At 40.9% G+C, this 26,527-nt stretch carries 27 protein-coding genes; 25 read left to right on the top strand and 2 right to left on the bottom strand.

Annotated elements, in window-relative coordinates:
• The first annotated feature begins 13 nt into the window (after nt 1–13).
• The 21 genes from H8B06_RS17180 (at nt 14) to H8B06_RS17280 (ending at nt 22,222) form a co-directional block, all read left to right on the top strand.
• Nucleotides 14–595 carry a TetR/AcrR family transcriptional regulator gene (locus H8B06_RS17180; RefSeq protein WP_190995437.1) on the top strand — a complete coding sequence of 194 codons (582 nt, stop codon included), beginning with the start codon at nt 14–16 and terminating at the stop codon, nt 593–595.
• Between the two features lie 340 nt (nt 596–935).
• Nucleotides 936–2,351, top strand: coding sequence for a 23S rRNA (uracil(1939)-C(5))-methyltransferase RlmD (gene rlmD, locus H8B06_RS17185; protein WP_190995438.1), 1,416 nt, complete (start codon nt 936–938; stop codon nt 2,349–2,351).
• Nucleotides 2,352–2,364: 13 nt separating this feature from the next.
• Nucleotides 2,365–2,757 (top strand): hypothetical protein, encoded by a 393-nt coding sequence (locus tag H8B06_RS17190; protein ID WP_190995439.1) that lies wholly within the window; start codon nt 2,365–2,367, stop codon nt 2,755–2,757.
• Between the two features lie 96 nt (nt 2,758–2,853).
• On the top strand, nt 2,854–3,588 hold the full coding sequence (locus H8B06_RS17195; protein ID WP_317170952.1) for a hypothetical protein: 735 nt from the start codon (nt 2,854–2,856) through the stop codon (nt 3,586–3,588).
• Between the two features lie 218 nt (nt 3,589–3,806).
• Nucleotides 3,807–4,496: an OmpA family protein gene (locus H8B06_RS17200; protein ID WP_190995441.1), complete on the top strand. Its 690-nt coding sequence runs from the start codon at nt 3,807–3,809 to the stop codon at nt 4,494–4,496.
• 185 nt (nt 4,497–4,681) lie between these two features.
• Entirely contained in the window at nt 4,682–6,115 is a 1,434-nt protein-coding gene (gene miaB, locus H8B06_RS17205; protein ID WP_190995442.1) for a tRNA (N6-isopentenyl adenosine(37)-C2)-methylthiotransferase MiaB, read from the top strand.
• A 74-nt stretch (nt 6,116–6,189) separates the two neighbouring features.
• Nucleotides 6,190–7,449, top strand: a complete 1,260-nt coding sequence (locus H8B06_RS17210) for a sigma-54 interaction domain-containing protein (RefSeq protein ID WP_190995443.1) — start codon at nt 6,190–6,192, stop codon at nt 7,447–7,449.
• Nucleotides 7,450–7,457: 8 nt separating this feature from the next.
• Nucleotides 7,458–7,979 (top strand): LptE family protein, encoded by a 522-nt coding sequence (locus tag H8B06_RS17215; protein WP_223857742.1) that lies wholly within the window; start codon nt 7,458–7,460, stop codon nt 7,977–7,979.
• Nucleotides 7,980–7,985: 6 nt separating this feature from the next.
• Nucleotides 7,986–9,020 (top strand): hypothetical protein, encoded by a 1,035-nt coding sequence (locus tag H8B06_RS17220; protein WP_190995445.1) that lies wholly within the window; start codon nt 7,986–7,988, stop codon nt 9,018–9,020.
• Between the two features lie 12 nt (nt 9,021–9,032).
• Nucleotides 9,033–9,404, top strand: coding sequence for a preprotein translocase subunit SecG (gene secG, locus H8B06_RS17225; protein ID WP_190995446.1), 372 nt, complete (start codon nt 9,033–9,035; stop codon nt 9,402–9,404).
• A 205-nt stretch (nt 9,405–9,609) separates the two neighbouring features.
• Nucleotides 9,610–9,885 carry a co-chaperone GroES gene (locus tag H8B06_RS17230; protein WP_130142932.1) on the top strand — a complete coding sequence of 92 codons (276 nt, stop codon included), beginning with the start codon at nt 9,610–9,612 and terminating at the stop codon, nt 9,883–9,885.
• A gap of 81 nt (nt 9,886–9,966) precedes the next feature.
• Entirely contained in the window at nt 9,967–11,607 is a 1,641-nt protein-coding gene (groL, locus tag H8B06_RS17235; RefSeq protein ID WP_190995447.1) for a chaperonin GroEL, read from the top strand.
• A gap of 182 nt (nt 11,608–11,789) precedes the next feature.
• Nucleotides 11,790–12,302, top strand: a complete 513-nt coding sequence (locus tag H8B06_RS17240) for a CD225/dispanin family protein (RefSeq protein WP_190995448.1) — start codon at nt 11,790–11,792, stop codon at nt 12,300–12,302.
• 1 nt (nt 12,303) lies between these two features.
• Complete coding sequence (locus tag H8B06_RS17245; RefSeq protein WP_223857743.1) at nt 12,304–12,693, top strand: DUF2752 domain-containing protein; 390 nt, start codon at nt 12,304–12,306, stop codon at nt 12,691–12,693.
• Nucleotides 12,694–12,712: 19 nt separating this feature from the next.
• A complete protein-coding gene (locus H8B06_RS17250; protein ID WP_190995449.1) occupies nt 12,713–14,182 on the top strand; it encodes a sensor histidine kinase in 1,470 nt (489 codons plus the stop codon).
• 6 nt (nt 14,183–14,188) lie between these two features.
• Nucleotides 14,189–17,785 (top strand): response regulator, encoded by a 3,597-nt coding sequence (locus tag H8B06_RS17255; RefSeq protein WP_190995450.1) that lies wholly within the window; start codon nt 14,189–14,191, stop codon nt 17,783–17,785.
• Between the two features lie 26 nt (nt 17,786–17,811).
• On the top strand, nt 17,812–18,177 hold the full coding sequence (locus H8B06_RS17260) for a response regulator (RefSeq protein ID WP_190995451.1): 366 nt from the start codon (nt 17,812–17,814) through the stop codon (nt 18,175–18,177).
• The gene (locus H8B06_RS17265) at nt 18,178–19,002 is read left to right on the top strand and encodes a CheR family methyltransferase (RefSeq protein WP_190995452.1); all 825 of its coding nucleotides are present in this window, start codon (nt 18,178–18,180) and stop codon (nt 19,000–19,002) included.
• A gap of 4 nt (nt 19,003–19,006) precedes the next feature.
• Nucleotides 19,007–19,588, top strand: coding sequence for a chemotaxis protein CheB (locus H8B06_RS17270; protein ID WP_190995453.1), 582 nt, complete (start codon nt 19,007–19,009; stop codon nt 19,586–19,588).
• A gap of 13 nt (nt 19,589–19,601) precedes the next feature.
• A complete protein-coding gene (locus H8B06_RS17275) occupies nt 19,602–19,970 on the top strand; it encodes a response regulator (protein ID WP_130142939.1) in 369 nt (122 codons plus the stop codon).
• A gap of 23 nt (nt 19,971–19,993) precedes the next feature.
• Nucleotides 19,994–22,222, top strand: a complete 2,229-nt coding sequence (locus tag H8B06_RS17280) for a mechanosensitive ion channel family protein (RefSeq protein ID WP_190995454.1) — start codon at nt 19,994–19,996, stop codon at nt 22,220–22,222.
• A gap of 3 nt (nt 22,223–22,225) precedes the next feature.
• Here the strand turns inward: H8B06_RS17280 and H8B06_RS17285 are convergent, their stop codons facing one another.
• Nucleotides 22,226–22,618, bottom strand: a complete 393-nt coding sequence (locus H8B06_RS17285; protein ID WP_190995455.1) for a hypothetical protein — start codon at nt 22,616–22,618, stop codon at nt 22,226–22,228.
• 251 nt (nt 22,619–22,869) lie between these two features.
• Nucleotides 22,870–23,709: a universal stress protein gene (locus tag H8B06_RS17290; protein WP_190995456.1), complete on the bottom strand. Its 840-nt coding sequence runs from the start codon at nt 23,707–23,709 to the stop codon at nt 22,870–22,872.
• Nucleotides 23,710–23,943: 234 nt separating this feature from the next.
• Between H8B06_RS17290 and H8B06_RS17295 the strand changes: the two genes are divergently transcribed.
• From H8B06_RS17295 to H8B06_RS17310, 4 genes are all read left to right on the top strand, one after another.
• Nucleotides 23,944–24,186 carry a hypothetical protein gene (locus tag H8B06_RS17295; RefSeq protein WP_190995457.1) on the top strand — a complete coding sequence of 81 codons (243 nt, stop codon included), beginning with the start codon at nt 23,944–23,946 and terminating at the stop codon, nt 24,184–24,186.
• A 44-nt stretch (nt 24,187–24,230) separates the two neighbouring features.
• Entirely contained in the window at nt 24,231–24,464 is a 234-nt protein-coding gene (locus H8B06_RS17300) for a hypothetical protein (RefSeq protein ID WP_190995458.1), read from the top strand.
• Between the two features lie 80 nt (nt 24,465–24,544).
• Complete coding sequence (locus H8B06_RS17305) at nt 24,545–25,807, top strand: dicarboxylate/amino acid:cation symporter (RefSeq protein WP_190995459.1); 1,263 nt, start codon at nt 24,545–24,547, stop codon at nt 25,805–25,807.
• Nucleotides 25,808–26,158: 351 nt separating this feature from the next.
• Nucleotides 26,159–26,458 carry a hypothetical protein gene (locus H8B06_RS17310; RefSeq protein ID WP_190995460.1) on the top strand — a complete coding sequence of 100 codons (300 nt, stop codon included), beginning with the start codon at nt 26,159–26,161 and terminating at the stop codon, nt 26,456–26,458.
• Nucleotides 26,459–26,527 lie beyond the last annotated feature (69 nt).

A 26,527-nucleotide genomic window follows, 5' to 3' on the forward strand; every position in this document is an offset into this window, starting at 1 on the left:
CCCAAAGGAATATATGGAGTCCGACCAGGTCATATTATCAATAAAGAAGTCCGCACGTGAACTTTTTAGACGTTACGGATATAACAAAACCAGTGTAAATGAACTGGCAAAACAGGCGTGTATAGCAAAAGCAACTTTTTACAAACATTTTGCCAGTAAAGAGCTTATTCTCCATGCTGTATTGATGGATTATATCCGCGAAAATGTAGAAGATATCCTAAATAAAAATGTCCGGGAAAGGGACCTTTCTACTTTTTTGGCGAATACAATTCTTCGCGTAAGCCGAGTGACGTATACTGTGTGTAATGAATTTGTAGGTTGGGAGTTTATCCGGGAATCGGCCAACGCACAGGAATACTTGAAAACACTTTCGGACGACTTGGAATTTCTATTACTTAGCTCTTTTATCCAAAATGAAACCATAGCGCTAACCGTACCGGAAGAAAGATTGACCTTTCTTATCAAATCCAGTAAGAATATTGTTTTTTCATTCGCTTTTACTGCGGTAACCGATGCCGATGTGCGTAAAAACTTCATCTCTTTTCAAAAGGAGATCTTGCCTTATTTGGTGCAGGCGACGTTATTAGAGTCATAGTTCTTTTCCTTTTTTTGATAAAAAAGGAGACAAAAACCGAACGAAGTGAGCTCATGGATACCAAAATAAGCACAAATCCATAAATCAAGGTTGGATATAGTTTTGCGGCCGTTTTAACCCACATTCCGTGTGCGTCTACTCTTTGTTAATTAAAGAAGAATTAACACGTTATACAATTGTACTATCCCCCATTAACACGAAAGGTCGCCTCAAAAATTTTGAAATTTGTAGACACTCATCCTAAGTAATACCCCATTCTTTCAAAATTTTTCAGCGATGAGGTTTTGGTTCTTTTCACGGGGAAAAGAACACCAAAAAAATCCGTACTTTTGCACCCATTATGGGTAGACGAATTCCACAGGACAAGCGGTTTTTATCCGATGTTCAAATTATTGATATAGCGGAAGAGGGCAAAGGCGTTGCCAAGCACGATGAATTAGTGCTGTTCATTGAGCAGGCTGTGCCTGGTGATGTTGCCGATGTAGAGCTGTTTCGCAAGAAGAAAAATTTTGCGGAGGGACGTTTGGTGGCATTGAAGAAGTCTTCGAAGTACCGGATAGACCCTTTTTGTCCACATTTTGGCGTTTGTGGTGGGTGTAAGTGGCAACATATGGAATACCCTGCACAGTTGTTGTTTAAACAGCAATACGTGGAGAATGCACTGAAGCGTTTGGGTAAAGTGGATATTTCTCCCATGGAACCTATTCTTGCCTCGGCTGAAACGGAATATTATAGAAACAAGCTGGAATTTACGTTTTCCAATAAACGTTGGTTGACGTCGGTGGACGAAGAAGTTAAACCAGATGATCTAAACGCTTTGGGGTTTCACGTGCCTGGTCGGTTTGACAAAATTTTAGATATAGATCATTGCTTTCTGCAACAAGATCCATCCAACGCCATTCGAAATGCGGTTCGCTCTTTTGCCGTAGCACAGGGGATCTCTTTTTATGATTTGCGCGCGCATGAAGGCACTTTGCGTAATTTGATCATCCGTACGTCTTCGACAGGAGAGGTAATGGTGATTGTCGTTTTTGCCTATCCGGAAGAAGGTCAGGTAGATTCGTTGATGACTTTTATCAAGGAGCAGTTTCCTGCACTTACCTCCTTACTATACATCATTAATCAGAAGCGTAACGATACGATCTTTGATCAGGATATCCATACATTTAGCGGCCGTGACTTTATATATGAAGAGATGGAAGGATTGAAGTTTAAGGTGGGCCCAAAGTCTTTCTATCAAACCAATTCTGCACAAGCCTACGAACTGTATAAGATAACACGCGACTTCGCCGGTTTAAAAGGCGATGAATTGGTATACGATTTGTATACCGGAGCAGGAACGATTGCTAATTTTGTAGCCCGTACGGCAAGGGAAGTCGTAGGTGTCGAATATGTGCCTTCTGCTATCGAAGATGCAAAAATCAATTCACAGATAAATGGGATTGGTAATACGAAGTTTTATGCCGGAGATATGAAAGATGTACTGACGGCAGATTTTGTACAAGAACACGGTCGGCCGGATGTGGTGATTACCGATCCCCCACGAGCCGGAATGCATGTGGACGTGGTGAATCGTATTTTGGAGATGGAAGCGGAAAAGGTAGTGTACGTAAGTTGCAATGCGGCAACGCAGGCACGTGATCTGGCTTTATTGCAGGAAAAATACCAGGTAGAACGTATCAAGCCAGTAGACATGTTTCCACATACGCAACACGTAGAGAATGTGGTGTTGCTAAAACTGAAAATGGAGAGTTGATAACGACAAAAATATGGACATTGAAGATTTAATGGGAAGAATGGGATCTGCGGAAGATCCGGTCGCAAATAGCCCCCTCAAAAGCTTGAAAGTTGATCTGGATTTTTATAGTGATTCCATAAAAGAAGTAGCTACGGAGATGATAGCAGAAGGGTATACATTATATCCAATTTTTATAGCGCATCAACATGAGGTCAGTATTGGGGAGCTACTGCTAAATAAAGATGAATTGAACACGCAATGGACGATTAACGTAAGCTCGTTTGAGGAGTTTGTAGATCGTGGACTTATCAAAGAAGACCGTAAAGATTATTTTATCAAGCATTTCAAAAATACCCATGAATATATGTGCCTCTTTGTTATTGTACCAGAAGGCGCAAACTTTGTTTTCTATCCATATAACTAGTTTTTAGTTCGATTTAAAACTTTTTAACATTGGCTAGTCTAAACATTTACTAAATTTATATGAATGTACAGACATTGTAAATATATATGCATACTCGTGAGTTTACTTGTTTTCCTGCTTAGCGGAGTAACAAGTACGTACGCACAGCAAACGGCTAGTGGTGTGTCGGGTATTGTGGTGGAAAAAGGCGGTAGTGTGCGTCTCTCTGATGTAAATGTAACGAACTTACGCACAAAAAAACGTACGCAAACAAATACGTTTGGTGTGTTTATTATAGAAGCATCTGTGGGAGATAGCCTTTCTTTGACAAAAACAGGCTATGGGCCGGTGAAGACGATTTTACAAACCACGGAAGATATCCTTATGGAAATGCAGGCAGGCTTAACCATCGAGACCGTTGTCGTGAGCCGAATGAGCAAGGAGGCAGAGATGCGGGACATGTTGGATGACTATCGTAAGAAAGGCGTCTACAACGGTGGTAAGAATACCGTTGGCACTTATTTAGGGAGTCCGGCCACGGCATTATATAATTTGTTTGGACGTGATGCAAAAAATGCCAAGCGGTTTGCAAACTTAATGGATAGGGAACTGGAAGAAAGCCAGGTGGACCGCGTTTTTAACAAAACTTCGGTAAGCTCTGTGATTGATTTGGAAGGGGACGAACTTCAGTCGTTTTTAGATATGTACCGGCCTTCCTATAGCATGGTTAAAAATTGGGGACAGTATGACTTCATGCATTATGTGAAGCGATCTTTTGAAGCTTGGGATAGAAATGGACGTCCGCGTTCGGAGCGTTTGCCGAAACTAGACATTCCTCCACAAGAACGATAATTCTTTTCAATTTCATTTAGTTTATATGGGGATTGCCGTATTTTGGCATTTACTTTGTTTATCTTACATGTAATTAGGTAAACATAGAAAATAGTTAATTATGAAATGTCCATGATTATTAAACACAAACACCGATGAATATAGCCGAGCGACGAGAACGGGCTCATCGAAGATAATCTGGACATTCCATATGACCATTGAAAATTAAATTATTACATATGAAACTCAATAGAAAAATAGCTGTATATGGCTTGTCAGTAGCCACGTCAGCGATGTTGTTTGCTAGTTGTGCTGCTATACAAAATACCAGTAACACAACAAAAGGCGCTGCTATCGGAACAGCTGCAGGAGCTGGTCTAGGTGCTTTGATCGGGGGTAAGGCAGGTAATACGGCCGTTGGAGCTATTGCAGGTGCTGCCATTGGTGGTGTAGCAGGTGGCCTGATTGGTAAAAAGATGGATAGGCAGGCGAAGGAAATAGAGAATACGGTAGCCGGTGCAGAAGTTATCAAAGCCGATGAAGGTATTATTGTGAAATTCGACGAAGGTATCTTGTTTGATTTCAATAGCTCGACTTTAAAGTCTGCGGCAAAAACCAACATTTCCAAACTGGTGGAGACGTTAAACAAAGAGCCGGGAACGAATATTTTAGTTATCGGACATACGGATAATGTCGGAACGTTAGCCGCAAATCAAAAAGTTTCCGAATCTCGCGCGGCATCCGTAAGATCATATGCGGTTTCACAAGGTCTGAGCGGTTCGCGTATAAAGACAGAAGGTAAAAACTATTCGGAACCAATTGCCTCCAATGATACAAATGAAGGGCGTGCAGAAAATCGCCGTGTGGAAATTGTTATTGTGGCTGGTGACGACATGATTAAAGAAGCACAAGCTGAAGCTGGAAATTAAGCTTTAGTTTTTTAGTGTACGTACGATGAGAAAGCGCTATTCTATCAGGATAGCGCTTTTTTGCGTCTTTACCCTTTCGTCCTCTTGGTGATTCCGCGTAATCAGGAAGGTTTTTTTATAAGCGCTGCCAAACTGTCATCAATCTAAGTTTTTATTCGTAACTTTGTAGTCTTTTAGTTGATGCTATGATCGAATTACAACACACAACAAAAACACACGACGAGTCCCGTCAGGGTGAGGCTTTGGATATGCTCCCTACCGGGAAATCTACAGGAAGAAAGCTGTATATCGAAAGTTATGGCTGTCAGATGAATTTCTCTGATAGCGAGATTGTTGCTTCTATTTTACTGGATAATGGTTTTGAGACGACTAGAGATTATAAGGAAGCTGATGTTGTATTTATAAATACTTGCTCTATCCGGGAGAATGCAGAACAGCGTGTGCGGAATAGACTAAAAGAATTTGAATCCGCTAAAGCAAAAAATCCAGGTATGGTGGTCGGCGTTTTAGGCTGTATGGCCGAGCGACTGAAATCAAAATTCCTCGAAGAGGAAAAATTGGTGGATGTTGTCGTCGGACCGGATGCATACCGTGATTTGCCAAACCTGATTGGTAAGGTCGACGATGGAAGCAAGGCGGTTAATGTATTGCTATCCAGAGAAGAAACCTATGCGGATATCAGTCCGGTGCGCTTAAACTCCAATGGTATTTCGGCGTTTATCTCCATTATGCGTGGATGTGACAATATGTGTTCCTTTTGTGTAGTCCCTTTTACACGAGGCCGTGAAAGAAGCCGTGACTGTTATTCTGTTCTGAAAGAAGCACAGGATTTGTTTAATGCCGGTTATCGGGAAGTGACTTTGTTGGGACAGAATGTCGATTCGTATAAATATACGAAACCAGTAATAGAAGGACAAACACCGGAACCTGCTGTAAACTTTGCACAGCTCTTGGCGATGGTGGCAGAAGTAAGTCCCGAACTTCGTGTACGCTTCTCTACTTCGCATCCGAAAGATATCACGGATGAGGTCTTGCATACGATGGCACGCTACGAAAACATTTGTAAATATATACACTTACCGGTGCAATCAGGAAGCTCGCGGGTATTGGAATTGATGAACCGTACGTATGACCGTGAGTGGTATATGGATAGGGTTAATGCGATCCGTCGTATTATTCCGTCATGTGGTATATCGACCGATGTGATTACAGGATTCTGTACAGAAACAGAAGACGAACATCAAGAAACGCTTTCTATGATGGATTATGTAAAATACGATTTTGCCTATATGTTTGCTTATTCCGAGCGCCCGGGGACACTGGCCGCCAAACGTTATGAAGATGACGTACCGGAGGAAGTGAAGAAAAGACGATTGACCGAAGTGGTTAATAAGCAACAGGAACATAGTCTTTATCGCTTGCAAAATTTTGTGGGCAACGTGCAGAAAGTACTCATTGAAGGATTTTCAAAACGTTCGGATCAGGATTATTGCGGCCGGAATGACCAAAATACGATGGTTGTTTTCCCGGTTGATGAGCGCTTTAAACCAGGGCAATATGTCCATGTGTTGGCTGAACGTTGTACGTCAGCAACGTTAATCGGCAGAATTGTTGATTAAGAATATAAATACATTACGGATTACAAACCGAGCTAGCAAGCTCCTCGAAGGTGATCACGATTCACAAAGAAAAAATGGATATTCAAGATATTAAAAATAGGTTTGGAATCATTGGTAATTCACCATTGTTAAATCGAGCAATTGATGTTGCCTGGCAGGTGGCACCAACGGATATATCGGTATTGATACAAGGTGAAAGTGGGGCGGGTAAAGAGGTTTTTTCACATATCATCCACCAATTAAGTGCCAGAAAGCACGGGCCTTTTATCGCTGTAAATTGTGGCGCAATTCCCGAAGGAACAATAGACTCTGAACTGTTTGGCCATGAAAAGGGATCATTTACAGGCGCGCACGAGGCGCGAAAGGGATATTTTGAGGTCGTAGATAGCGGAACTATTTTTTTGGATGAAGTAGGGGAGCTTCCTTTGGGTACCCAAGCTAGATTATTGCGGGTTTTAGAGACGGGCGAATATATTCGTGTGGGGTCATCGAAAGTGCAAAAAACAAATGTACGGGTAGTAGCGGCAACGAATGTTGATGTGTACGAAGCCGTAAAAAAAGGTAAATTTAGAGAAGATTTGTACTATCGTTTGAATACGGTTCCGCTACGGATTCCTGCTTTGCGGGAACGTAAAGAAGATATCAATCTGCTCTTTAGAAAATTTATTGTTGATTTTTCTGATAAATACCGATCTCCGGGCGTGCAATTGACACCAGATGCGCAGGAAACCCTGATGAATTATAGCTGGCCAGGAAATGTGCGGCAGCTAAAGAATATTGCGGAACAAATTGCGGTTTTGGAAAAGGAACGTTTAGTAGATTCTGCTATATTGTCTAAATATTTACCTATAGAACAACCTGTATCATCGTTGCCCGTCTTTGTAAAAGATGGGGGGAAAGAAGATTTTTCGGAACGGGATTTACTATATAAAGTACTTTTTGACATGAAAAAGGATATGGTGGATTTGAAGAAATTAGTAGTCGAACTTCTTAAAGAAGGGGTAACCCCGGGGACTTATGAGCAACATTCACCCTATATCAATCAGTTATATAACGAAGTCAAGCCTGCTGGAGGCTATTTAGGCGAGGAAGGCGCACATCCCACACTAACCATTCATAATCCGAATCAAGGCATAAAAGGCAATGATTATATGTCGTATGACGCACAAGACGCCGAGGAGGTAGAAGAGTCTCTTTCTTTGGTTGAAAAAGAATCAGATCTGATCAAAAAGGCGTTGAAGAAGCATAAAGGCAAGCGTAAGGCGGCTGCTCGTGAATTGGGTATTTCCGAACGCACATTGTATAGGAAAATCAAGGATTTAAATTTGGATTGATGAATACCATGAAACAACCGAATGTATTTATATTTCCTTTACTAGTAATTGTGGTGTGTTTCTTATTTAATGGCTGTGGTGTAAAATACGGTTTTACGGGAGGTTCTATTCCACAGAATATGAAAACAGTTCATGTAGCGTATTTCGAAAATATAGCGCCGATGGTTTACCAAACGCTCGGTCAGAACTTTACGGAAGGCTTAAAGGAGCGTATTCGGAACCAATCGAGACTGAGTCAAGTCAACGGTGAAGCAGATGCGATGTTTGAAGGCGTTATCACCGGTTATGATATTGCACCGGCAGCTGTAGAAGCCAATACAGACCGCGCAGCTTTGAATCGGCTGACAATTACGGTCAAGGTAAAATACACCAACCGTTTAGATGACACGGGCGAAAGCAATTTTGAACAATCCTTTTCACAATTTAGAGAGTTCCCCGGTTTAATACAGGGACAGGAAGAAAACCTGACAAGGGAAATTATCAATTTGTTGACAGAAGATATTTACAATAGAGCATTTGCTAACTGGTAATATAGTATGGGAAATCAAGGGTCATCATTTACACATTTATATCATCAGGCTTTGGTGAATCCAAAGGATATTGCGCTGACTGATTTTGAGCAATTGCTTGCCCGATATCCTTATTCACAACCACTCCACTTCGCTTTTGAAAGGCATAAATTTTTGAAAGGAGAGCAGCCGGAACACATCGCAAATCGAACAATTTTGTTAGCAAGTAATGCCAATTGGTTGGCGGAATATGTACGATTGCCTGTAGAAGATGTGCCCGTAGTGGAAGTGGAAGATGATGATTATGTGCCTTATGAAGATATCGCGGCGTCTTCGGAAAGAATGGAGGAGCCTTTTGTAGAAGAAGAAAGCGCAAAGCAAGAAGAGGAAGATGTTATAGAAACGCTAGTGCAAGAAGGAATAGGCGGCGGCGATTATTTTGCAGTGCATACGAAGGGTCTATACGTAGAGCAGACGGAAGAACAGGATGCTGAAGAAGAGGAGCAAACGGAAGAGAAAATAAACGAAGAGAATATTAGCTTGTATAATGACGAGCTGATGCCATATAGCTTCCGTTGGTGGTTGCACAAAACCCGATTGGAGCACGCAGACACTTATCAGCCATTTGCGAGTCCGGAACTTCCATTAGCAAATAAATCGTCGTTTGATCCCGCGGAATTGGATCGCGTTATCCTTGACCAGCAGATTCGGGAACATATTATTCATTTGCAGCATCCAGAAGATAAGCTTAGTGAGGAAGTAAAGCGCCGAGAGACGACCTCCAATGGCTCTAGTAAAGTGGCAGAGGTCATCGAGCGTTTTATTCGGGAAGAACCGCAGATACAACCTCCGCAACCGGAGAATCTAAATGTGGAAAACAAAGCTAGAAAGAGTTCCGAAGAACAATTTGATCTGGTGACAGAAACACTTGCCAGTATTTACGCTGACCAAGCGATGTACGTGAAGGCTATAGAAGTCTATAAAAAATTAATTTTGAGATTTCCAGAAAAAAAATCGTATTTTGCGACCCGAATTAAGGAATTGGAAGAGAAACTATATTAACGAAATAAAATAATGCAAACATTTTTAATTGTCCTGATTATATTGGCAAGTGCTTTATTAGGATTTATCGTATTGATTCAAAACCCCAAGGGAGGGGGCTTGGCATCAGGATTCGCAGGTAGCTCTAATTTGATGGGCGTACAACGTACCGGAGATTTCTTAGAGAAAGGAACATGGGGCTTGGCAATTGCATTGATGGTGTTATGTTTGGCCATGAATATTTTGGCCCCTTCAACTGGAGGAAGAGCAGGTGGGTTAGGCGATCAAATTGATGCGCCGGCACAAACTTCTCCATTGAACCTTAGTCCGAATCCTACACAACAGGAAACAACCCCGGTAACAGAAGCCCCTGCGCCGACAACACCTGTTGATAGCGCAAACTAACATATCTCAATTTATAGGTATTGAATAGACCTTGCAGATTGCCTGCAAGGTCTTTTTTGTTGAAATACTGTCTCGTTCAATATGACAGGATGACACAGGGACAGCGAAAAAATGGCAACAATTTCCCTATTTTTTCCTTTGGCATAGTTGGTGATAGGAAAAAGGAGAAGAATTTAAAATCAAAAATTAAATAAAAAGAGTAACTATGGCATTAAGTATTAAACCTATCGGAGACAGAGTTGTCGTAGAGGCAGCTCCCGCAGAAGAAAAAACAGCATCAGGAATCTATATTCCGGACACCGCAAAAGAGAAACCTTCTCAAGGTACTGTCGTTGCGGTAGGAACTGGTAAACCAGAAGAGCCGTTAACTGTCCAAGTAGGCGATAAAGTTTTATATGGCAAATATGCCGGCACAGAGATTACGTACGAAGGTAAGGAGTATTTAATCATGCGTGAATCTGACATTTACGCGGTTTTATAAATCAAACATAAAATCAATATTAAAAAAGAAGTTAGAAAGATCTAAATACTTAGTACTAACGACTAAATACTAATTAAAAAAATGGCAAAACAAGTAAGATATAACGTAGAAGCGCGTGACGCACTGAAAAAAGGTGTGGATACTTTAGCAAACGCAGTAAAAGTAACTTTAGGTCCTAAAGGACGTAACGTCATTATCGAGAAAAAATTTGGTTCTCCTGCAATCACGAAAGATGGTGTAACCGTAGCCAAAGAAATCGAATTGAAAGATGCTTTGGAAAATATGGGTGCACAGATGGTGAAAGAGGTTGCTTCTAAAACCGCTGATCAGGCTGGTGATGGTACAACCACTGCCACTGTACTTGCGCAAGCTATCGTTGCTCCCGGCTTAAAATCTGTAGCAGCAGGGGCTAATCCTATGGATTTAAAACGTGGTATCGACAAAGCTGTTGCTGCAGTTGTTGCCAACTTGCAGTCACAGTCACAAGAAGTGGGTGCTGATAATAATAAAATCAAACAAGTTGCTACGATATCGGCAAACAACGACGACGTTATCGGCTCGCTGATTGCTGAGGCTATGGAGAAAGTTGGCAATGACGGTGTAATTACGGTAGAAGAAGCAAAAGGTACAGAGACTGAAGTGAAGACAGTGGAAGGTATGCAATTTGACCGTGGTTATTTGTCGCCTTATTTCGTAACGAACTCGGATAAAATGGAAGCAGAGTTGGAAAACCCTTATATCTTGATCTACGACAAGAAAATCAGCAACATGAAAGAATTGTTGCCTATCTTGGAGAAACAAGTACAAACAGGTAAGCCTTTGTTGATTATTGCAGAAGATTTAGATGGGGAAGCATTAGCAACGTTAGTTGTAAACAAAATTCGTGGTTCGCTAAAAGTGGCAGCGGTTAAAGCACCTGGTTTTGGCGACCGTCGTAAGGCGATGTTGGAAGATATCGCCATCTTGACAGGTGGTACCGTTATCTCTGAAGAAAGAGGCTATAAATTGGAAAATGCAGAGCTTTCTTATTTAGGTCAAGCGGAAAAAGTAACGGTTGATAAAGATAATACAACGATTATCAACGGCTCTGGAAATGCAGATGATATCAAAGCTCGTGTTGCGCAGATCCGTTCACAAATTGAAACGACAACTTCAGATTACGACCGTGAGAAATTACAAGAGCGTTTAGCAAAATTGTCTGGTGGTGTTGCAGTACTTTATGTAGGAGCAACTACAGAAGTAGAGATGAAAGAGAAAAAAGACCGCGTGGACGATGCATTGCATGCTACTCGTGCAGCAGTAGAAGAAGGTATCGTTGCTGGTGGTGGTGTTGCTTTCATCCGCGCTACAGCAGCATTATCAGATCTTAAAGGTGCTAACGAAGATGAAACAATCGGTATCGACATTATCAAACGAGCTATCGAAGAGCCTCTTCGCCAAATCTGTAACAACGCCGGTATCGAAGGTGCCGTAGTTGTTCAGAAAGTAAAAGAAGGTACAGATGATTTCGGTTACAATGCACGGACAGATGTATACGAAAACTTAATTGGTGCGGGTGTAATCGATCCAACTAAGGTTTCTCGTGTAGCATTGGAAAATGCAGCTTCTGTTGCATCGATGCTATTGACAACAGAATGTGTGTTAGCTGATGAACCAGAAGAAGGTGCAGCAGCAGGTGCTGGTGCTCCTCCAATGGGCGGCGGCATGCCAGGCATGATGTAAAATAGAACTATTTCCACGGAAGAAATGGGAATAAAAAGGCTTCAGAGAACTTTCTGAAGCCTTTTTTGTTTATAGACAGATAAAGAAATTATTATATTTCCGCTATATTTATATGCAAAGGCGATTATATTGCATATAAAAATAAAATTATTTAGGTTTATCGTTTATAATCAAAAATAAACATGCAAAAATATCATTACACAGATGGGACAAATACATTCGGTCCTTTTTCGATAGAAGAGTTGAAAACAAAGGATATTACAGGTGATACCTATGTATGGGCAGAAGGTATGCCGAACTGGGTACTTGCGAAAAATGTACCAGAGTTGAGCAGCATATTGTCTAATGGCTCACAACCTTATTTTACAGGGGCAGAACAAACCCCTCCTCGATTCCCGAATACACCGGCTTCCCCTTACCGCCAGCGCATGGAACAGCCGCCTAAAAGCTATTTGCTGGAAACCATTTTGACGACGATCTTTTGTTGTTGGCCGTTAGGGATCCCTTCGATTATATACGCCTCACGCGTGGAAAAGAAATTTTATGCAGGTGATGTAATGGGGGCAGAGGCAGATTCTGCGAATGCAAAAAAATGGATGTGGATCAATGTAGGAGTTTGTATTGGTTTATGGGTGCTTTATTTTATTATCTTTGGTTTCGCGATGTTCGGTGCAATGATGTCCGGAGATTTTTAACATGATGTTGAAAAAGTATCGTTTGGTGTTTATAGGAACAGGTATAGTCGTGCTTGGTGTAGCAACCTATATCTATTATACCTATGATCCCGCCGCACATGGCTGGTTTCCACGATGCCCGTTCAAAACATTAACGGGATTGGATTGTCCGGGATGTGGCTCTCAACGTGCAGTACACGCGATATTACACGGAGATTTTGAGGGTGCATTTCGTTACAATGCTTTATTATTCCCGTTTATTCCCTACCTGACCCTTGGCTTTGGCTACCGATGTGTGAAAAATCCAGGTAAACATTTATTGAAATGGCGTAAAATCCTATTTGGAGAATATGCCATTAAAACTATAGCGACTATTATTTTTGCCTATTTCATTTTGAAGAATGTGATATAGATTCCCAAAAGAAGAACACATGATTTTAATCGTTGACGACCAAATAGAAAATATCTATTCATTAGAAAAGCTCTTAAAATCTAAGGGTTTCGAGGTGGATTCCGCGCTTTCGGGTGAAGAGGCCCTGAAAAAGGTGTTAAAAAATGACTATGCTCTGGTTATTCTGGATGTGCAGATGCCAGGTATTGACGGTTTTGAAGTAGCGGAAACTTTATCAGGATACAGCAAAACCAAAGAAGTGCCCATTATATTTTTGTCTGCTGTCAATACAGATAAGAAATTTATAGCCAAAGGATATGCTTCCGGAGGGATAGATTATATTACCAAACCGGTAGATCCGGATATCTTAATATTGAAAGTAAAGACGTTCTATCGACTGTATGAGCAGACTTTAGCACTCAATGACGCTCAAAAAATATTGGAATCCGAGATCGAAACAAGAAAAAAGGCACAACAAGAACTGAAAGATAAAGTAGAACATCTTCACACTACACTGGAAAGTTTACCGCAAATTGCTTTCACAGCGGATGCACGAGGGAATATTACGTTTGTCAATAAGAGATGGTATAATTATTCTCCCTGCCCCGAGACCTTTCCAGAAGTACATCCAGATGATACCTGTATTAAAAAAGTATGGCGGCATTGCATTGAATGGAGCCAGCCGTTAGAACTAGAAGTGCGTATAAAAGAACTTAAATCGGGACACTTCTGTTTTCACCTCCTGCGTATCATTCCGGTGAAAGATAAAACCGCTATAAGGAGTTGGGTCGGAACATTTACAGATATACATGAGCAGAAAGAAGAGGAAAGGAAAAAAGATGAATTTTTGAGTATTGCAAGTCACGAGCTTAAAACCCCCTTGACGAGTATCAAAGCCTATATCCAATTGTTAGAACGTATGCCGGATGTGCAGAAAGAAAGTAAGTTTGCAACTTATATTAGCCGGGCGCAAAACCAAGTTAATAAACTGCACAGCCTTATTGCAGACTTATTGGATATTTCCAAGATTGAGAACGGTAAGCTAAAGGTGAATAAAAAGCCGTTTGATATGGAGAAGCTCATTGAAAGTGCTATCGAGACCATTGGTTATACCCATAGTCATGTACAGGTTAAAATTGAACGGCAGGGAGAAACGATTACAAAAGAGGTGAATGGAGATGCTTTTCGCATCGAACAGGTGCTTATAAACTTCCTAACGAATGCAATAAAGTACTCTCCCGATAGTGATAGGGTTGTCGTACATACTGTCGTTGACAAAGATCAGCTCTATATCGCCGTTCAAGATTTTGGCATCGGTATTCCTGAACACAAAAAAAATAATATCTTTACGAAATTCTATCGTGTGGAAGAATCATCTGTAAAATTTCAAGGACTAGGAATTGGTTTATATATCTGTGCAGAAATTATTAAGCAACATAATGGCACATACGGCATAGCAAGCTCTTCAAACCAAGGAACTACCTTTTATTTTACTATACCATTTAATTAAATCAATATGCCTAAGAAACTCATTCGGAAATTACAAATTGGATTTGGTTTTTCGTTGTTTGTGTTGTTGTTAAGTTCGTCAGCATCTTACGTCAGTATAAAAACACAAATGAGTAACCGCAGTAAGGTTATCAAAACACAGCGGACAATCGATTCGGTTAATAAGATTTTGATTGATTTGCAGAATGTGGAAACGGGACAACGGGGATATCTCCTAACAGGCGAAGTGAAGTTTTTAGAGCCTTATTATGAAAGCTGGACGTCCTTGCCATCATCGTTATCTGCAACACGTGAATTGGCGAAGGATGTGCCGGAACAATCGCGGCGCATAGACAGTATAGAGACGTTGGTAACAACGAGACTGGATCTTTTAAATGAGCTTGTTGATTTGAAAAGAGGTGGTGGATCGGCTACGGTCGAGCAGTTGGAACGTGGTAAGCTGTATATGGACAGTTGCCGGAATATTATCAGCCGGTTTGTCAGTGATGAAGCCGGAAAGCTTGATTTGAGTGCTGCCAAGATGCAACGAAATTCAGGACTGACTTCTTTCTTTATCATTTTTGCAGCTTTCGCCTCTCTTATCATCACGATCTTATTCTATCTGCAGATTCGGAATGAGTTTCGAAGAAGAGAGAAAATGCAACAATTGCTACGTGAAAAGGACGAGGATACAACGCGTCGCTTAAATATCGTGCGGAATCTGGCACATCAGATTGCGGATGGGGATTATTCCGTTAGGTTAGACGACGATGAAAAGGATACACTGGGCTATATTGCTTCTTCCCTGAATGGTATGGCGATAGCATTGGAGGAATCATTCGGGAAGCTCCATAATAACGAGTGGAGACAAACCGGATTGGCTAAGATTAACGATATTTTGGCCGGGAATAAGACCGAAGAGAGTGTTGCTAATGACGCCTTGGAGCTATTGATATCCTATACGGAATGTGTGAACGGTGCGTTCTATATATGGGATAAGGGATTATTGGTGCTCGCGGGCTCCTATGGGTTAGAGGAGCATATGAAAAAGGAGTACCGACCCGGCGAAGGAATTGTAGGGCAAGTGTTTAAAGATAAACGCATTAAAACGTTGGACAACCTCACTGATGAGGAATTTGTTGTTAGTTTTTCTTCGGGGCAAATCAAGGTAAAGCATCTTCTTTGGTTACCACTAATGCTGAAGGGACAGTGCTTTGGGGTAATTGAATTGGGAAGTGTTCTACCTTTTGAGAAACTAGATATGGAGTTTTACCAAGAAGCTTGTTACAACATTACGTTGGAAATATTGGCCGCTAAAGGAAGAAAACAGATTCAGACATTATTAGAAGAAACACAGGCACAGGCAGAGGAACTGCAAACACAGCATGCAGAACTGGAAAATCTTAATACAGAATTGGAAGCCCAAACACAGAAGTTACAAGCTTCTGAGGAAGAGTTACGTGTTCAACAGGAGGAACTGATGCAGTCTAATCAGGAGTTGGAAGAACGTTCGAAGTTACTGGAAGAAAAGAATCAGCTTGTTGCCGAACGAAATTTAGAAATCCAAAAGAAAGCGGAAGAGTTAGCGTTGAGTACAAAGTATAAATCGGAATTTCTCGCCAATATGTCACATGAGCTTCGTACGCCGCTAAATTCTATTTTGTTATTGTCCCGGTTGATGGTCGAAAATGCGGATGACAACCTAACAGATGATCAGATAGAATCCGCTAAAGTTATACAGAGCTCGGGTTCCAGTTTATTGAGCCTTATTGACGAAATTTTGGATCTATCAAAAATAGAAGCTGGAAAGATGGAGCTGGAGTACGAGCATGTGGCATTGACAGATTTGAGGAACGACCTGTTAAATTTGTTTTTGCCAATTGTGGATGAAAAAGGACTGGCATTAACCGTTGAAATAGATGAAGGAATGCCGGGCTATGTGGAAACAGATAAACTGCGGGTGGAGCAGGTTCTCCGTAATTTGCTCTCCAATGCCATTAAGTTTACACCAAAAGGCAACGTGGCGCTATCCATATCACAAAAGCAGGATAATCCGGATTATATACAGTTTGTCGTAAAGGATACAGGAATTGGGATTAGCCCTGAAAACCAAAAGATTATATTCGAAGCTTTCCAGCAAGCAGATGGATCTACAAGACGTAAGTTTGGGGGAACAGGGCTAGGACTTTCTATCAGCAGGGAAATTGCCCGGTTGTTAGGGGGCGAAATTACGGTGAGCAGTACACTTGGCGAAGGCAGTAAGTTCCGTCTGACGATTCCCAATCGGAAAATGTCGGATTCATTGCCCCTTACATCGGAAGTTCTTGTAGAGAGCATTACACAAGAAGTGGAGGAGATGACCGCCTTGGTTGCTGACACGGGATCTCCGTTCACTATTTCGAATATTCCCGAAGAGGTTGAAGATGATCGCCATGAGATAAGATCGGGCGACAAGGTTATACTTATTGTTGAAGATGATACCGCATTTGCTAAAGCACTGCTTAAATATGCCCATCAAAATGGATATAAAGGTGTCGTCATTGTACGGGGAGATTGGGCAACAAAGGCGGCTGAAAAATATCAACCTTTGGCAATTTTGTTAGATATACAGTTACCGGTGAAAGATGGGTGGCAAGTGATGGATGAAATCAAGAGCAATCCGAAAACCAGACATATTCCGGTACACATTATGTCATCCTTGGAAGTAAAGCGGGAAAGTTTATCTAAAGGTGCTATAGATTTTATCAATAAACCTATTGCAATAGAGCAGATTGGACAAATGTTCCGGAAGATAGAAGACGCACTTACCCGGAACCCCAAAAAGGTATTGATTGTTGAAGAAAATCCAAAGCACGCCACGGCGTTGTCTTATTTTCTGAGCAATTTTAACATCGCATCGGAAATTAAAAGCAATGTGGAAGATAGTATTCGTGCACTAATGTCGGAAGATGTTAACTGTGTGATTTTGGATATGGGGGTGCCTGATGATACGGGATATGAAACGTTGGAAGCTATCAAGCAAAAAGAGGGGTTGGAAAATTTACCTATCATTATTTTCACGGGAAAAAATTTATCACAAGCCGAAGAGCTTAAAATAAAACAGTATGCCCACTCGATTGTTATAAAAACAGCACATTCTTTTCAACGTATTCTAGACGAGGTTGGATTATTTCTTCATTTAGTGGAAGAAAGTAATCTGGAACCTGAAAAAAGGAAGACCAGCAAGCTAGGATCGCTGAATGAGGTACTCAATGGAAAAACGGTATTGATTGCCGATGACGACGTGCGGAATATTTTTTCATTGACGAAAACATTGGAACATTATCAAATGAAGATCGTGTCGGCGATAGATGGAAAAGAAGCGTTACAGCAATTGGAAAAATATCCGGAGACATCCATTATTCTCATGGACATGATGATGCCTGAAATGGACGGTTACGAAACAATTAGGCAAATTAGGAATATGCGCGATTATGCTAAACTACCGATTATTGCGGTAACAGCCAAGGCAATGACGGGCGATCGTGAAAAGTGCATCAAAGCGGGCGCATCGGATTATATTTCCAAACCGGTCGATAAAGATCAGTTACTATCCCTGTTGAGGGTTTGGTTATATGAAAACTAACGTTGGAACTAAATATGATGATAAAGATGCAAAAGGTAATCTTACTTATCGATGATGATAACCGGAATATTTTCGCTTTGGAATTGACATTAAAAGCTCGAAAATATAAGTTTTTGTCGGCTCAAAATGCCACGGAAGGTCTGCAGTTATTGCAGTCTAACCCGGAGATCGGTTTGGTTTTGTTGGATATGATGATGCCCGAAATAGATGGATATGAAGCGATAAAGCAAATCCGGAACTCAGAAGCATATGGGGACGTTCCTATTGTTGCCGTTACGGCGAATGCCATGAGTGGCGATAAAGAGAAATGCTTAGCGGCTGGGGCAGATGATTATATTGCAAAGCCTATTGATGTAGATCGGTTAATGAAGATTATTGAAGAGTTATTATAGATGATGGAGTTAGATATCGTGAAGAACGATGATATGGAAATGTTATTAAAAGATATTTCGCATTTATATGGTTATGATTTTACACAATATAGTAAGGCATCTTTAAAACGGCGTCTCAATAGGATCTGTATGCTCGATAAGTTTACTAGTTTTGCAGAATTAAGATATCGACTTATTCATGATAGCACTTATTTGTCCCGATTTATTGAGGAAATAACGGTTAATGTGACCGAGATGTTTAGGGATCCCCATTTTTACGCAACGTTACGTCATCATATTTTACCCCTTTTAGGCACTTATCCATTCATCCGTATATGGGTTGCAGGTTGTTCTACAGGAGAGGAAGCATATTCATTGGCGATATTACTGAAGGAAACAAATTTATTTGATAAAACGTTGATTTATGCTACAGACATCAATCCTAGCGTGCTCGAAAAGGCATCCAAAGGGATTTTTCCGTTAAACCACATGAAACAGTATTCGAGAAATTATATCCTGTCTGGAGGCAAAAACGATTTCTCTTCTTATTACGTTTCCATGTATGATGTGGCCAAATTCCATTCTAATTTAAGTAGTCGAATGATTTTTTCCACGCATAATCTAGTATCGGATTCTTCCTTTAACGAATTTCAGCTTATTTTGTGTCGGAACGTCCTTATTTATTTTGATAAAGACCTTCAGAACAAGGTGTTTAAGCTGTTTGATGATAGTCTTCAACCCCTTGGTTTTTTGGCCTTGGGAGCCAAAGAAACCCTTCGGTTTTCCAATGTGGAACATCATTATAAACAGTGGAATGAGGATAGAATTTGGAAAAAAATATCGTAGTGTGATGAAAAATAGAAAGGCTACAGAGATTTTATTGATAGGTGGCTCTGCCGGAAGCATCAGCGTCCTTTTGGAAGTCTTGCCCCATCTTAATGATCACCTCTCTTTTCCTATCATGGTTATTGTTCATCGCCAGGCACATCCCGAAAGTATATTGGAAGGATTATTAGCATTTCGTAGCCGTTTACCTGTGGAGGAAGCCTATGATAAAATGATATTAAAGGCAAGTCGTATTTATTTAGTGCCGGCAGATTATCATCTTCTATTTGAAGACAAACAGATGGTGTCTTTGGACTATTCGGAGAAAGTAAACTATTCCAGACCCTCCATTGATGTTACATTTCAGTCTGCCGCTCAGATATTTATGGGGCATACAGCAGCGCTATTATTATCTGGAGCCAACGCAGATGGTTTGGAAGGTTTGCGTTGTATAGCACAGCAACAAGGAGACGTACTTGTACAAGATCCCGATACGGCTGAAATAGCCTATATGCCACAACAGGCCCTTCTTAATTTACAGGTTGATGCGGTTCTAAAGCCAAGAGAAATGGCTTCCTTTATCAATCAGTTAAGTACAAAATATTAACATTTACCATACTATGAAAAACAAAAAAATACTTGTATTTGATGATGACACCAATATTTTGGATGTTTTTACGATAGTTCTCGAAGCTTCGGGATACGACGTAGAAATCTCCGAAACCTCTCATAATATTTTAGAGAGGGTCAGAGAAGTAAACCCCGATATGATTATTATGGATAATTGGATTCCGAATATCGGAGGGGTGAAGGCCACGCAAATACTGAAAAGTGAATCTGCTTTTAAGCATATTCCGGTCATTTATTGCTCGGCGAATAATGATGTAAGCTCCCTTGCCGAACAGGCTGGTGCAGAAGCATATCTCGCTAAGCCATTTGATTTAGATGAGTTGGAAAACAAGGTGGCAAGTTTACTTCGAAACGTTTAAGCTGTATACGGTGTTCTATAATTATGATGACAATAGAAAAGAATAGAAAGTTGCAACAATGGTTGCTTCGGCTTTTTGTATTATTGCTGTATAGTATTATTCATCCTGGGGTTCAATCCCAGGATTCGCTTTTTTATTCCCAGCAGTTTGTTTGGAAGGAGAGACAAGCACAAATGCATCAATGGAAACAGGTACAAGATACCCTTTCGACAACCGTAGACAGTATTAAAAAAAGCCTTTTATTTGAACGTAAGGCACCCGATTCCACAGCGCTAGATAGTACATTAGCTTTTTTGGGAGCAACAAAGAAAGGGATTTCACAATATATTTATGATATAAAGACCGCTCGAACGATATGGTCATCTACACCCGCACAAATACAGGTTGAAGCGGATAGTTTGCTGGAGGTAGACAGTTTGGTTACCGGCTTACTTGGAACAGATTCCCTAGAAAAAGGAGCGAAAGACCTGATAGATACGTTGCCGCAACTTATTCGCGGTTATGAAAGGTTGATTGGTGATGTGGTTTATTTGGAAAGATTGATTGGTCGCCAACAAGCAGAAATAGGGCTCGCCAATGTCGATTCTGCCGCTGCGGAGATGAATCCTGTTCGGCGACATATGGTGAGGGCGGTACAGACTAATTTAGGAAAGGATGGTTCCTCTTCGGAGTTTTTCGATTACCCGGCGTGGAGTAGTCGGCTTTTTTTAATTCTAGTAAGCTTCCTTTATTTTTATTGGATGTATAAATTGGGGCGAAAAACAGAAGGGGGGGAAGAAGAATTTCGATTATATCAGAACCAACCGTTATGGATTCCATTTTTAAAAGCCTCTATATTCTTTTTGGTCTTATTGCCATTTGCCTCCTTTTCTGTACCTGTCCTTATTCTTGAAAGTAGCTATTTTCTCGTTTTTGTTTTTCTTTATATTATTCTCTATCAGGAGCTTTCCATCTTTAAACGTAAAGTACTGGGACTGATTTTCGTTTCCTATATTATACTGATAAGTGCAAATCTTTTTTTATCGGCATTGTGGTGGACCAAGGCTTTAGCTATATTGGCTAACGTTATAAGTATCACTTTAGTTTGGTTTATGGGACGTCGAACAGATGTCGATAATCCAATAGGGTATATTCACCGTTATGCTCGTTGGTTGATTATACTTGGACATTTTCTTGCTATTGTACTAAATTTAATGGGATATATCAGCTTTGCACGAATGTGGAGTCTAGCGGCGGGTATTGGACTGTTGCAAGTTATCGCATTACGTGCTGTGCGTGAAATGTTACTTCACGATATTGAACATCAATATAAAAAGGCTAAACCTGAAGCTTTGTTTCGGCGTTTTGATTTGAAGCGGATGCTACTGAGTTTTGAACGTTTATTTCGTTTTTGTTCCGCCGTCTTGATCGTGTTGGTATTGTTGAACAATTTTCACCTTGTACGTGAAGCCAGTGCTTTGTTGGAGCGTTTGTTCATGACAGAACATAAAATTGGAGGTATTACGTTCGCTTATGCTAATCTTTTGCTTGCCGTCGTCGTTATTTGGCTAGCGAATTGGTTTCAGAAAGACCTGAAAAATTTGTTGGATGATACCTCGCCTACCGACGAACTGCAGGTGCGCAGGATGACACTATTCCCTTTATTCAGATTACTTATTATCGTTATCGGCTTTTTGATTGGTATTAGCATATTGGGTCTGGGAATGGATAAATTGACGGTTATCATTGGTGCATTGAGTGTTGGGATTGGGTTGGGATTGCAAAATATCATCAATAATTTTGTGTCAGGTATTATTCTGGTTTTTGAAAAACCTTTCAAGATTGGTGATTATGTGGAATTGGCAGATAAAAAAGGACAGGTGAGGGAGATTGGAATTCGTTCCAGTACGCTGCTGACCGATGAGGGGGCTCGTGTAATTATACCCAATGGCGATCTGCTTTCGGGGCGATTAGTCAATTGGACGTTTAGAGATGCCGATATTCGCGTGAATTTCAAATTAACGGTAGAGAATAGTGCTACACCCATCGAAGAGATCAGAAAAGAATTGAAAATAAAACTTGCGAGCTTTGAAGAAATCGATCGATCGATTCCAATGAAGATATTTACAAAGGAAATTACAGCTGAGAACTATCAACTTAGCATTCAGGTAGGCATTAAGCACGTTCGTTATATTGAACGCTTTCGGAGTCGATTTTTGGAATCCTTTAAAAAGGATATGGATGCTCGAGGAGTTAAAGTATCCTCGAGCTAAATCTTATCCCATAGGGTTTGTTCCCGGTTCTACTGTCGGATCCCGATCGATATTGGGCTCAGGCGTTGAGAGTTCATTGATTTCGGGCTCTACGTCCGGGTTAATCTCGTCAATATCAGGGTTGGGTGCTTCCAATGGATCAACATCCGGTTGCTCATTAGGTTGATCTTCATCGATCTCGTCCAGCTCCGGATCCTCGCGTTCAAGAGGGTCTACATCAGGTTGTTCCGGCGGTACGTTTTCCACGCCTCTTTCATCATCAGGAACAATTTCCTCTTCAGGTAAATTTTCTTGTCCTTCACGATTTGGAGAGGCAGGGTCAGACGTTGGATCTACTAATGCAAACGCTATGATAGGACCTTGTTCTTTCATAGCAAAAACGTTTTTTGTTTTCATCTCATTATTTTTTTAAGTTGTCGATCAGCGATCGATGTAAATAATTATTGTTCATATCATTTACACTCGGGTCATTGTACTTTTCCTTTGTAATGTATTAATTGAACCACTTTTTGCACCATATAGTTGCAGTGATAAATACTTGAAAAATAAGATAAATACCCTAGCGAATAGGGTGTTAAATAAAAACGACCCTGGTCGGGTCGCTTAAATTATATTCATATTCACAGGGAATTACATCAGTTTGTCTATTATTCTTTGTCCCTCAAAAGCAAGAGCGGAATAGCAGATTTTTTGATCAATTGTTTGCTTATACTTCGACGAAATAACCGCTCAAAAAAACCATAAGATTTGGGAATCGTCACAATTAATCCTGCGTCATGCTCTTTTGCAAACTCCTCGATTTCTTCCGCAATATCATCCCCTGTCTTATAATGATATTCCGGTTGAAATATATCTAATAGCGCATGCATTTTGTATTGTTCCATAATAGCGTCGGGGCTTACATTTTTTCCTTCTACGGTAACGTTTAATACCAATAATTTGGCACGGAGCCTTTCAAGCCAGTGACCAATTTCAGCTACAGGCGTACTATCCGATACTTTTCTCAAATCGCATGCAAAGACAATCTTTTGGATCGGGTCATAATCAGCATCTGCAGGGACGATAAGTAGTGGCAGTTTTAAAGAAGAAGCTAAATTAACCGTATTACTACCGATTAGCGCTTGCTCTAAATTACTCCTCCCTGTTGTTCCTGCGACAACTAGATCGGCATGCCATTCTTCGGCAAGACCTTCAATTCCACGTAGCAATGGGAAATTATTCGTTACTAATTGGACGTTCACATGGTCATTCTCGCCCAGTACCCGTATCAATTCTGCCTGTACTGTTCTCAAATTAGATAGACTTTGTTCCTCTACAAGGGAAGGGGTAGCGTCCGTCATGGGTAGATCCGTGCCGATAGGTAAATTATCATAGGCGTGGTAAAGTATAAGGTGATTTGCGTCTACCGACTTCGCCAATTTCGCGGCGTATCGAGCGGCGTTTAACGCCGATTCTGAAAAATCCGTTGTAATGATAATCGTTTTCATTTACTTATTTTTTTGTTCTGCTTAATTTAATTTTCTCTTCATCCTATTTCATAAACAATCAGTTGGACGGGATTGTTTCTATAATTAATATCGAAACGGAAATAAATACGATTATATGTGTGAGATACGTGGCAGCGCGGAGTGAAATACCCTTATTTAACTTTTGGCCAACATTTTTGGAATATAATCCTTTTACTATGAAAGACATACATGGTAATTATAAAAAACAACGACATGGAAAATTTAGAGAAAAACGTCAATGTGAAAGAAGGAGAAATGACCAAGGAAATTGAAAGCAAAACGGCGCAAGTTCCGTCAAAGGTATATTTATGTGTTGCCCTCACGGCGATGGCCGCATCTGCCACATTAAAATGCATGGGACATAAACACACGGCCCTGTTCGTAGGACAATGGGTAGCTCCTTTTTTGCTTTTTGGTATTTACAATAAAATTGTAAAAACACACGGACACGATTAAAAGAGTAGACGGTGTTCGGTAGAAACCTTATAAATAAAATAAATATGGCAACAAAAGTAGAAAACGAAAAAACGGGTCTTGGCGAAAAAAAGAAAAAGAAAGAGGGGAATACCTATAGAGAACTTGGATCGGTCATCAAAAAGACAGAGCGCACCAAGGATGGCGATGGGGAAGCGGGAGTAGATCCACAGGCAGAACAATTGAACGATATGCCTAACGATCCTACGGAACGTCCCCTAGAGCCGAAAAAGTCAAAAGACAGAAAAACCAAACAATAAGTTTTTCTAATCCGTAAGGTTATATTATATTGGGGTTTTCCATATAGACCGTCAAGTATCTATATATAAACCCGAAACAAATGAAGAAAATAGCATTACATTGGCAGATATTAATAGGTATAATAGGCGGTATATTAGTCGGCTTTTTGTGCATTCAATTTGCAGGGGGCAAAGAATTCGTAATTGATTGGATTAAGCCGTTCGGCACTATTTTTATAAATCTATTGAAATTAATTGCTATTCCGCTTATCATTGTTTCTCTCATTAAAGGCGTTTCGGACTTAAAGGATACCACGCAATTGTCCGGTTTGGGACTGCGAACCTTGGGCCTTTATCTTCTTACCACCATCATTGCTGTTACACTTGGGTTGGGGTTGGTTAACCTAGTGCAACCGGGAGGTTTCCTTTCTAACGAGACCAGAGAGGAGATGCTGCGCTCATTTGGCGGCGTGGTTGATGAAAAAGTGGAGGAGGTTACGGCTATCGAGGAAATGCGAGGGCCGCTGCAACCTCTTGTCGATATTGTTCCAGATAATATTTTTGAGTCGGCATCCGCTAATAGCAATATGTTGCAAATCATATTTTTTAGTATTATCGTGGGCATCGCGATGATTTTACTTCCTTTCAACCAGGTGGAAGCTTTCAAGCGAATAATGGACTCTGGAAATGCTATTGTGTTGAAAATAGTTGATATCATCATGTTCTTTTCGCCTTTTGGCGTTTTTGCACTGATGGCTGCGCTTGTTGCCGAGGCCCCTTCTCTGGATGTTTTCAAAGCATTGGGAGCATATTCACTTACGGTTGTGGCAGGATTGCTGATTATGGTATACGGCGTGTATTCGCTGTTTATCTACTTCTTTAGCCACATGAGCCCGGTACAGTTTTTTAAAGGTATTTTCCCGGCACAATTACTCGGTTTTTCGACGAGTTCCAGTGCAGCGACATTACCTGTGACCATGGAGTGTACAGAAAAGAATCTAAAGGTAAGAAAAGATGTATTGAGCTTCGTTTTGCCCATTGGTGCGACCGTGAATATGGATGGTACTTGCTTGTACCAAGCCGTTGCTGCTATTTTTATTGTACAAGTAATGGGATACGATTTAAGTACGGCCGAGCAACTGAGTGTTATCGTAACGGCAACCTTAGCCTCTATCGGAGCCGCGGCCGTCCCGGGCGCCGGATTATTAATGTTGGTTATTGTGTTAGAATCCATCGGTGTCAGCCCGGCGGGTATCGCCTTGATCTTTGCCGTAGACAGACCACTGGATATGTTGCGGACATCCGTCAACATTACGGGCGACGCTATGGTTGCCGTGTTGATGGACAAATATGGCAAAGAATAGATGATATCGTAGTGATCCTCATCGGTGATGCGGATATTACTAAACTGGAGACGCCATTTCTTGGTCGGGCATAGCTGACATGGAATATCGTTCCAAGCCAGTGGGAAGAGAACGAACAAGGAAAAAATCGGCAAATGTACGAGAACCATTTTAAAAAATGGGGTCTGTGTGTGCAAACTTTTACGCACAAGGGTGTTTTTTTGTTGCAGTATTAGTCACCTTAGACTGAAATCAAGGTGAAATATGCGTTTAATACGGTTAAAGAAGGTTTTTGAGGTGAGTAAATACTAACCGTTACGTATAACTGATGAGCCAAAAGGTATACGTGTTGAAGCAAAGGATATAAGGGATGTGGTAACAGCAGTACGTGCTAAGTCGAAACGTATACGAGATGATGGAAAAGGTAGAAGAGATGCGATAGCAGATATACATGATGAGTCAAAAGATATACGTAATGCGAAAAAAGATACAGCGGATGCGATAACCGGCATACGTGCTGAGTCGAAACGTATACGAGGTGATGGAAAAGGTATAAAGGATGCGGTAGAAGGTATACATGCAGAGCCAAAAGGTATACGTGGTGTGTCAAAAGATAGACGTGATGCTCTGGAAGGCATATCCGACAAGACAAATGGTGTACGTAATGAATGAAAGATATAGGAGAGGGATGCAACTGGTAACATCACTCATCCATCGACATTCTGACCAGTTGCAACCAAT

Source organism: Sphingobacterium micropteri (genome assembly GCF_014692515.1).
GTDB classification, from domain to species: domain Bacteria; phylum Bacteroidota; class Bacteroidia; order Sphingobacteriales; family Sphingobacteriaceae; genus Sphingobacterium; species Sphingobacterium micropteri.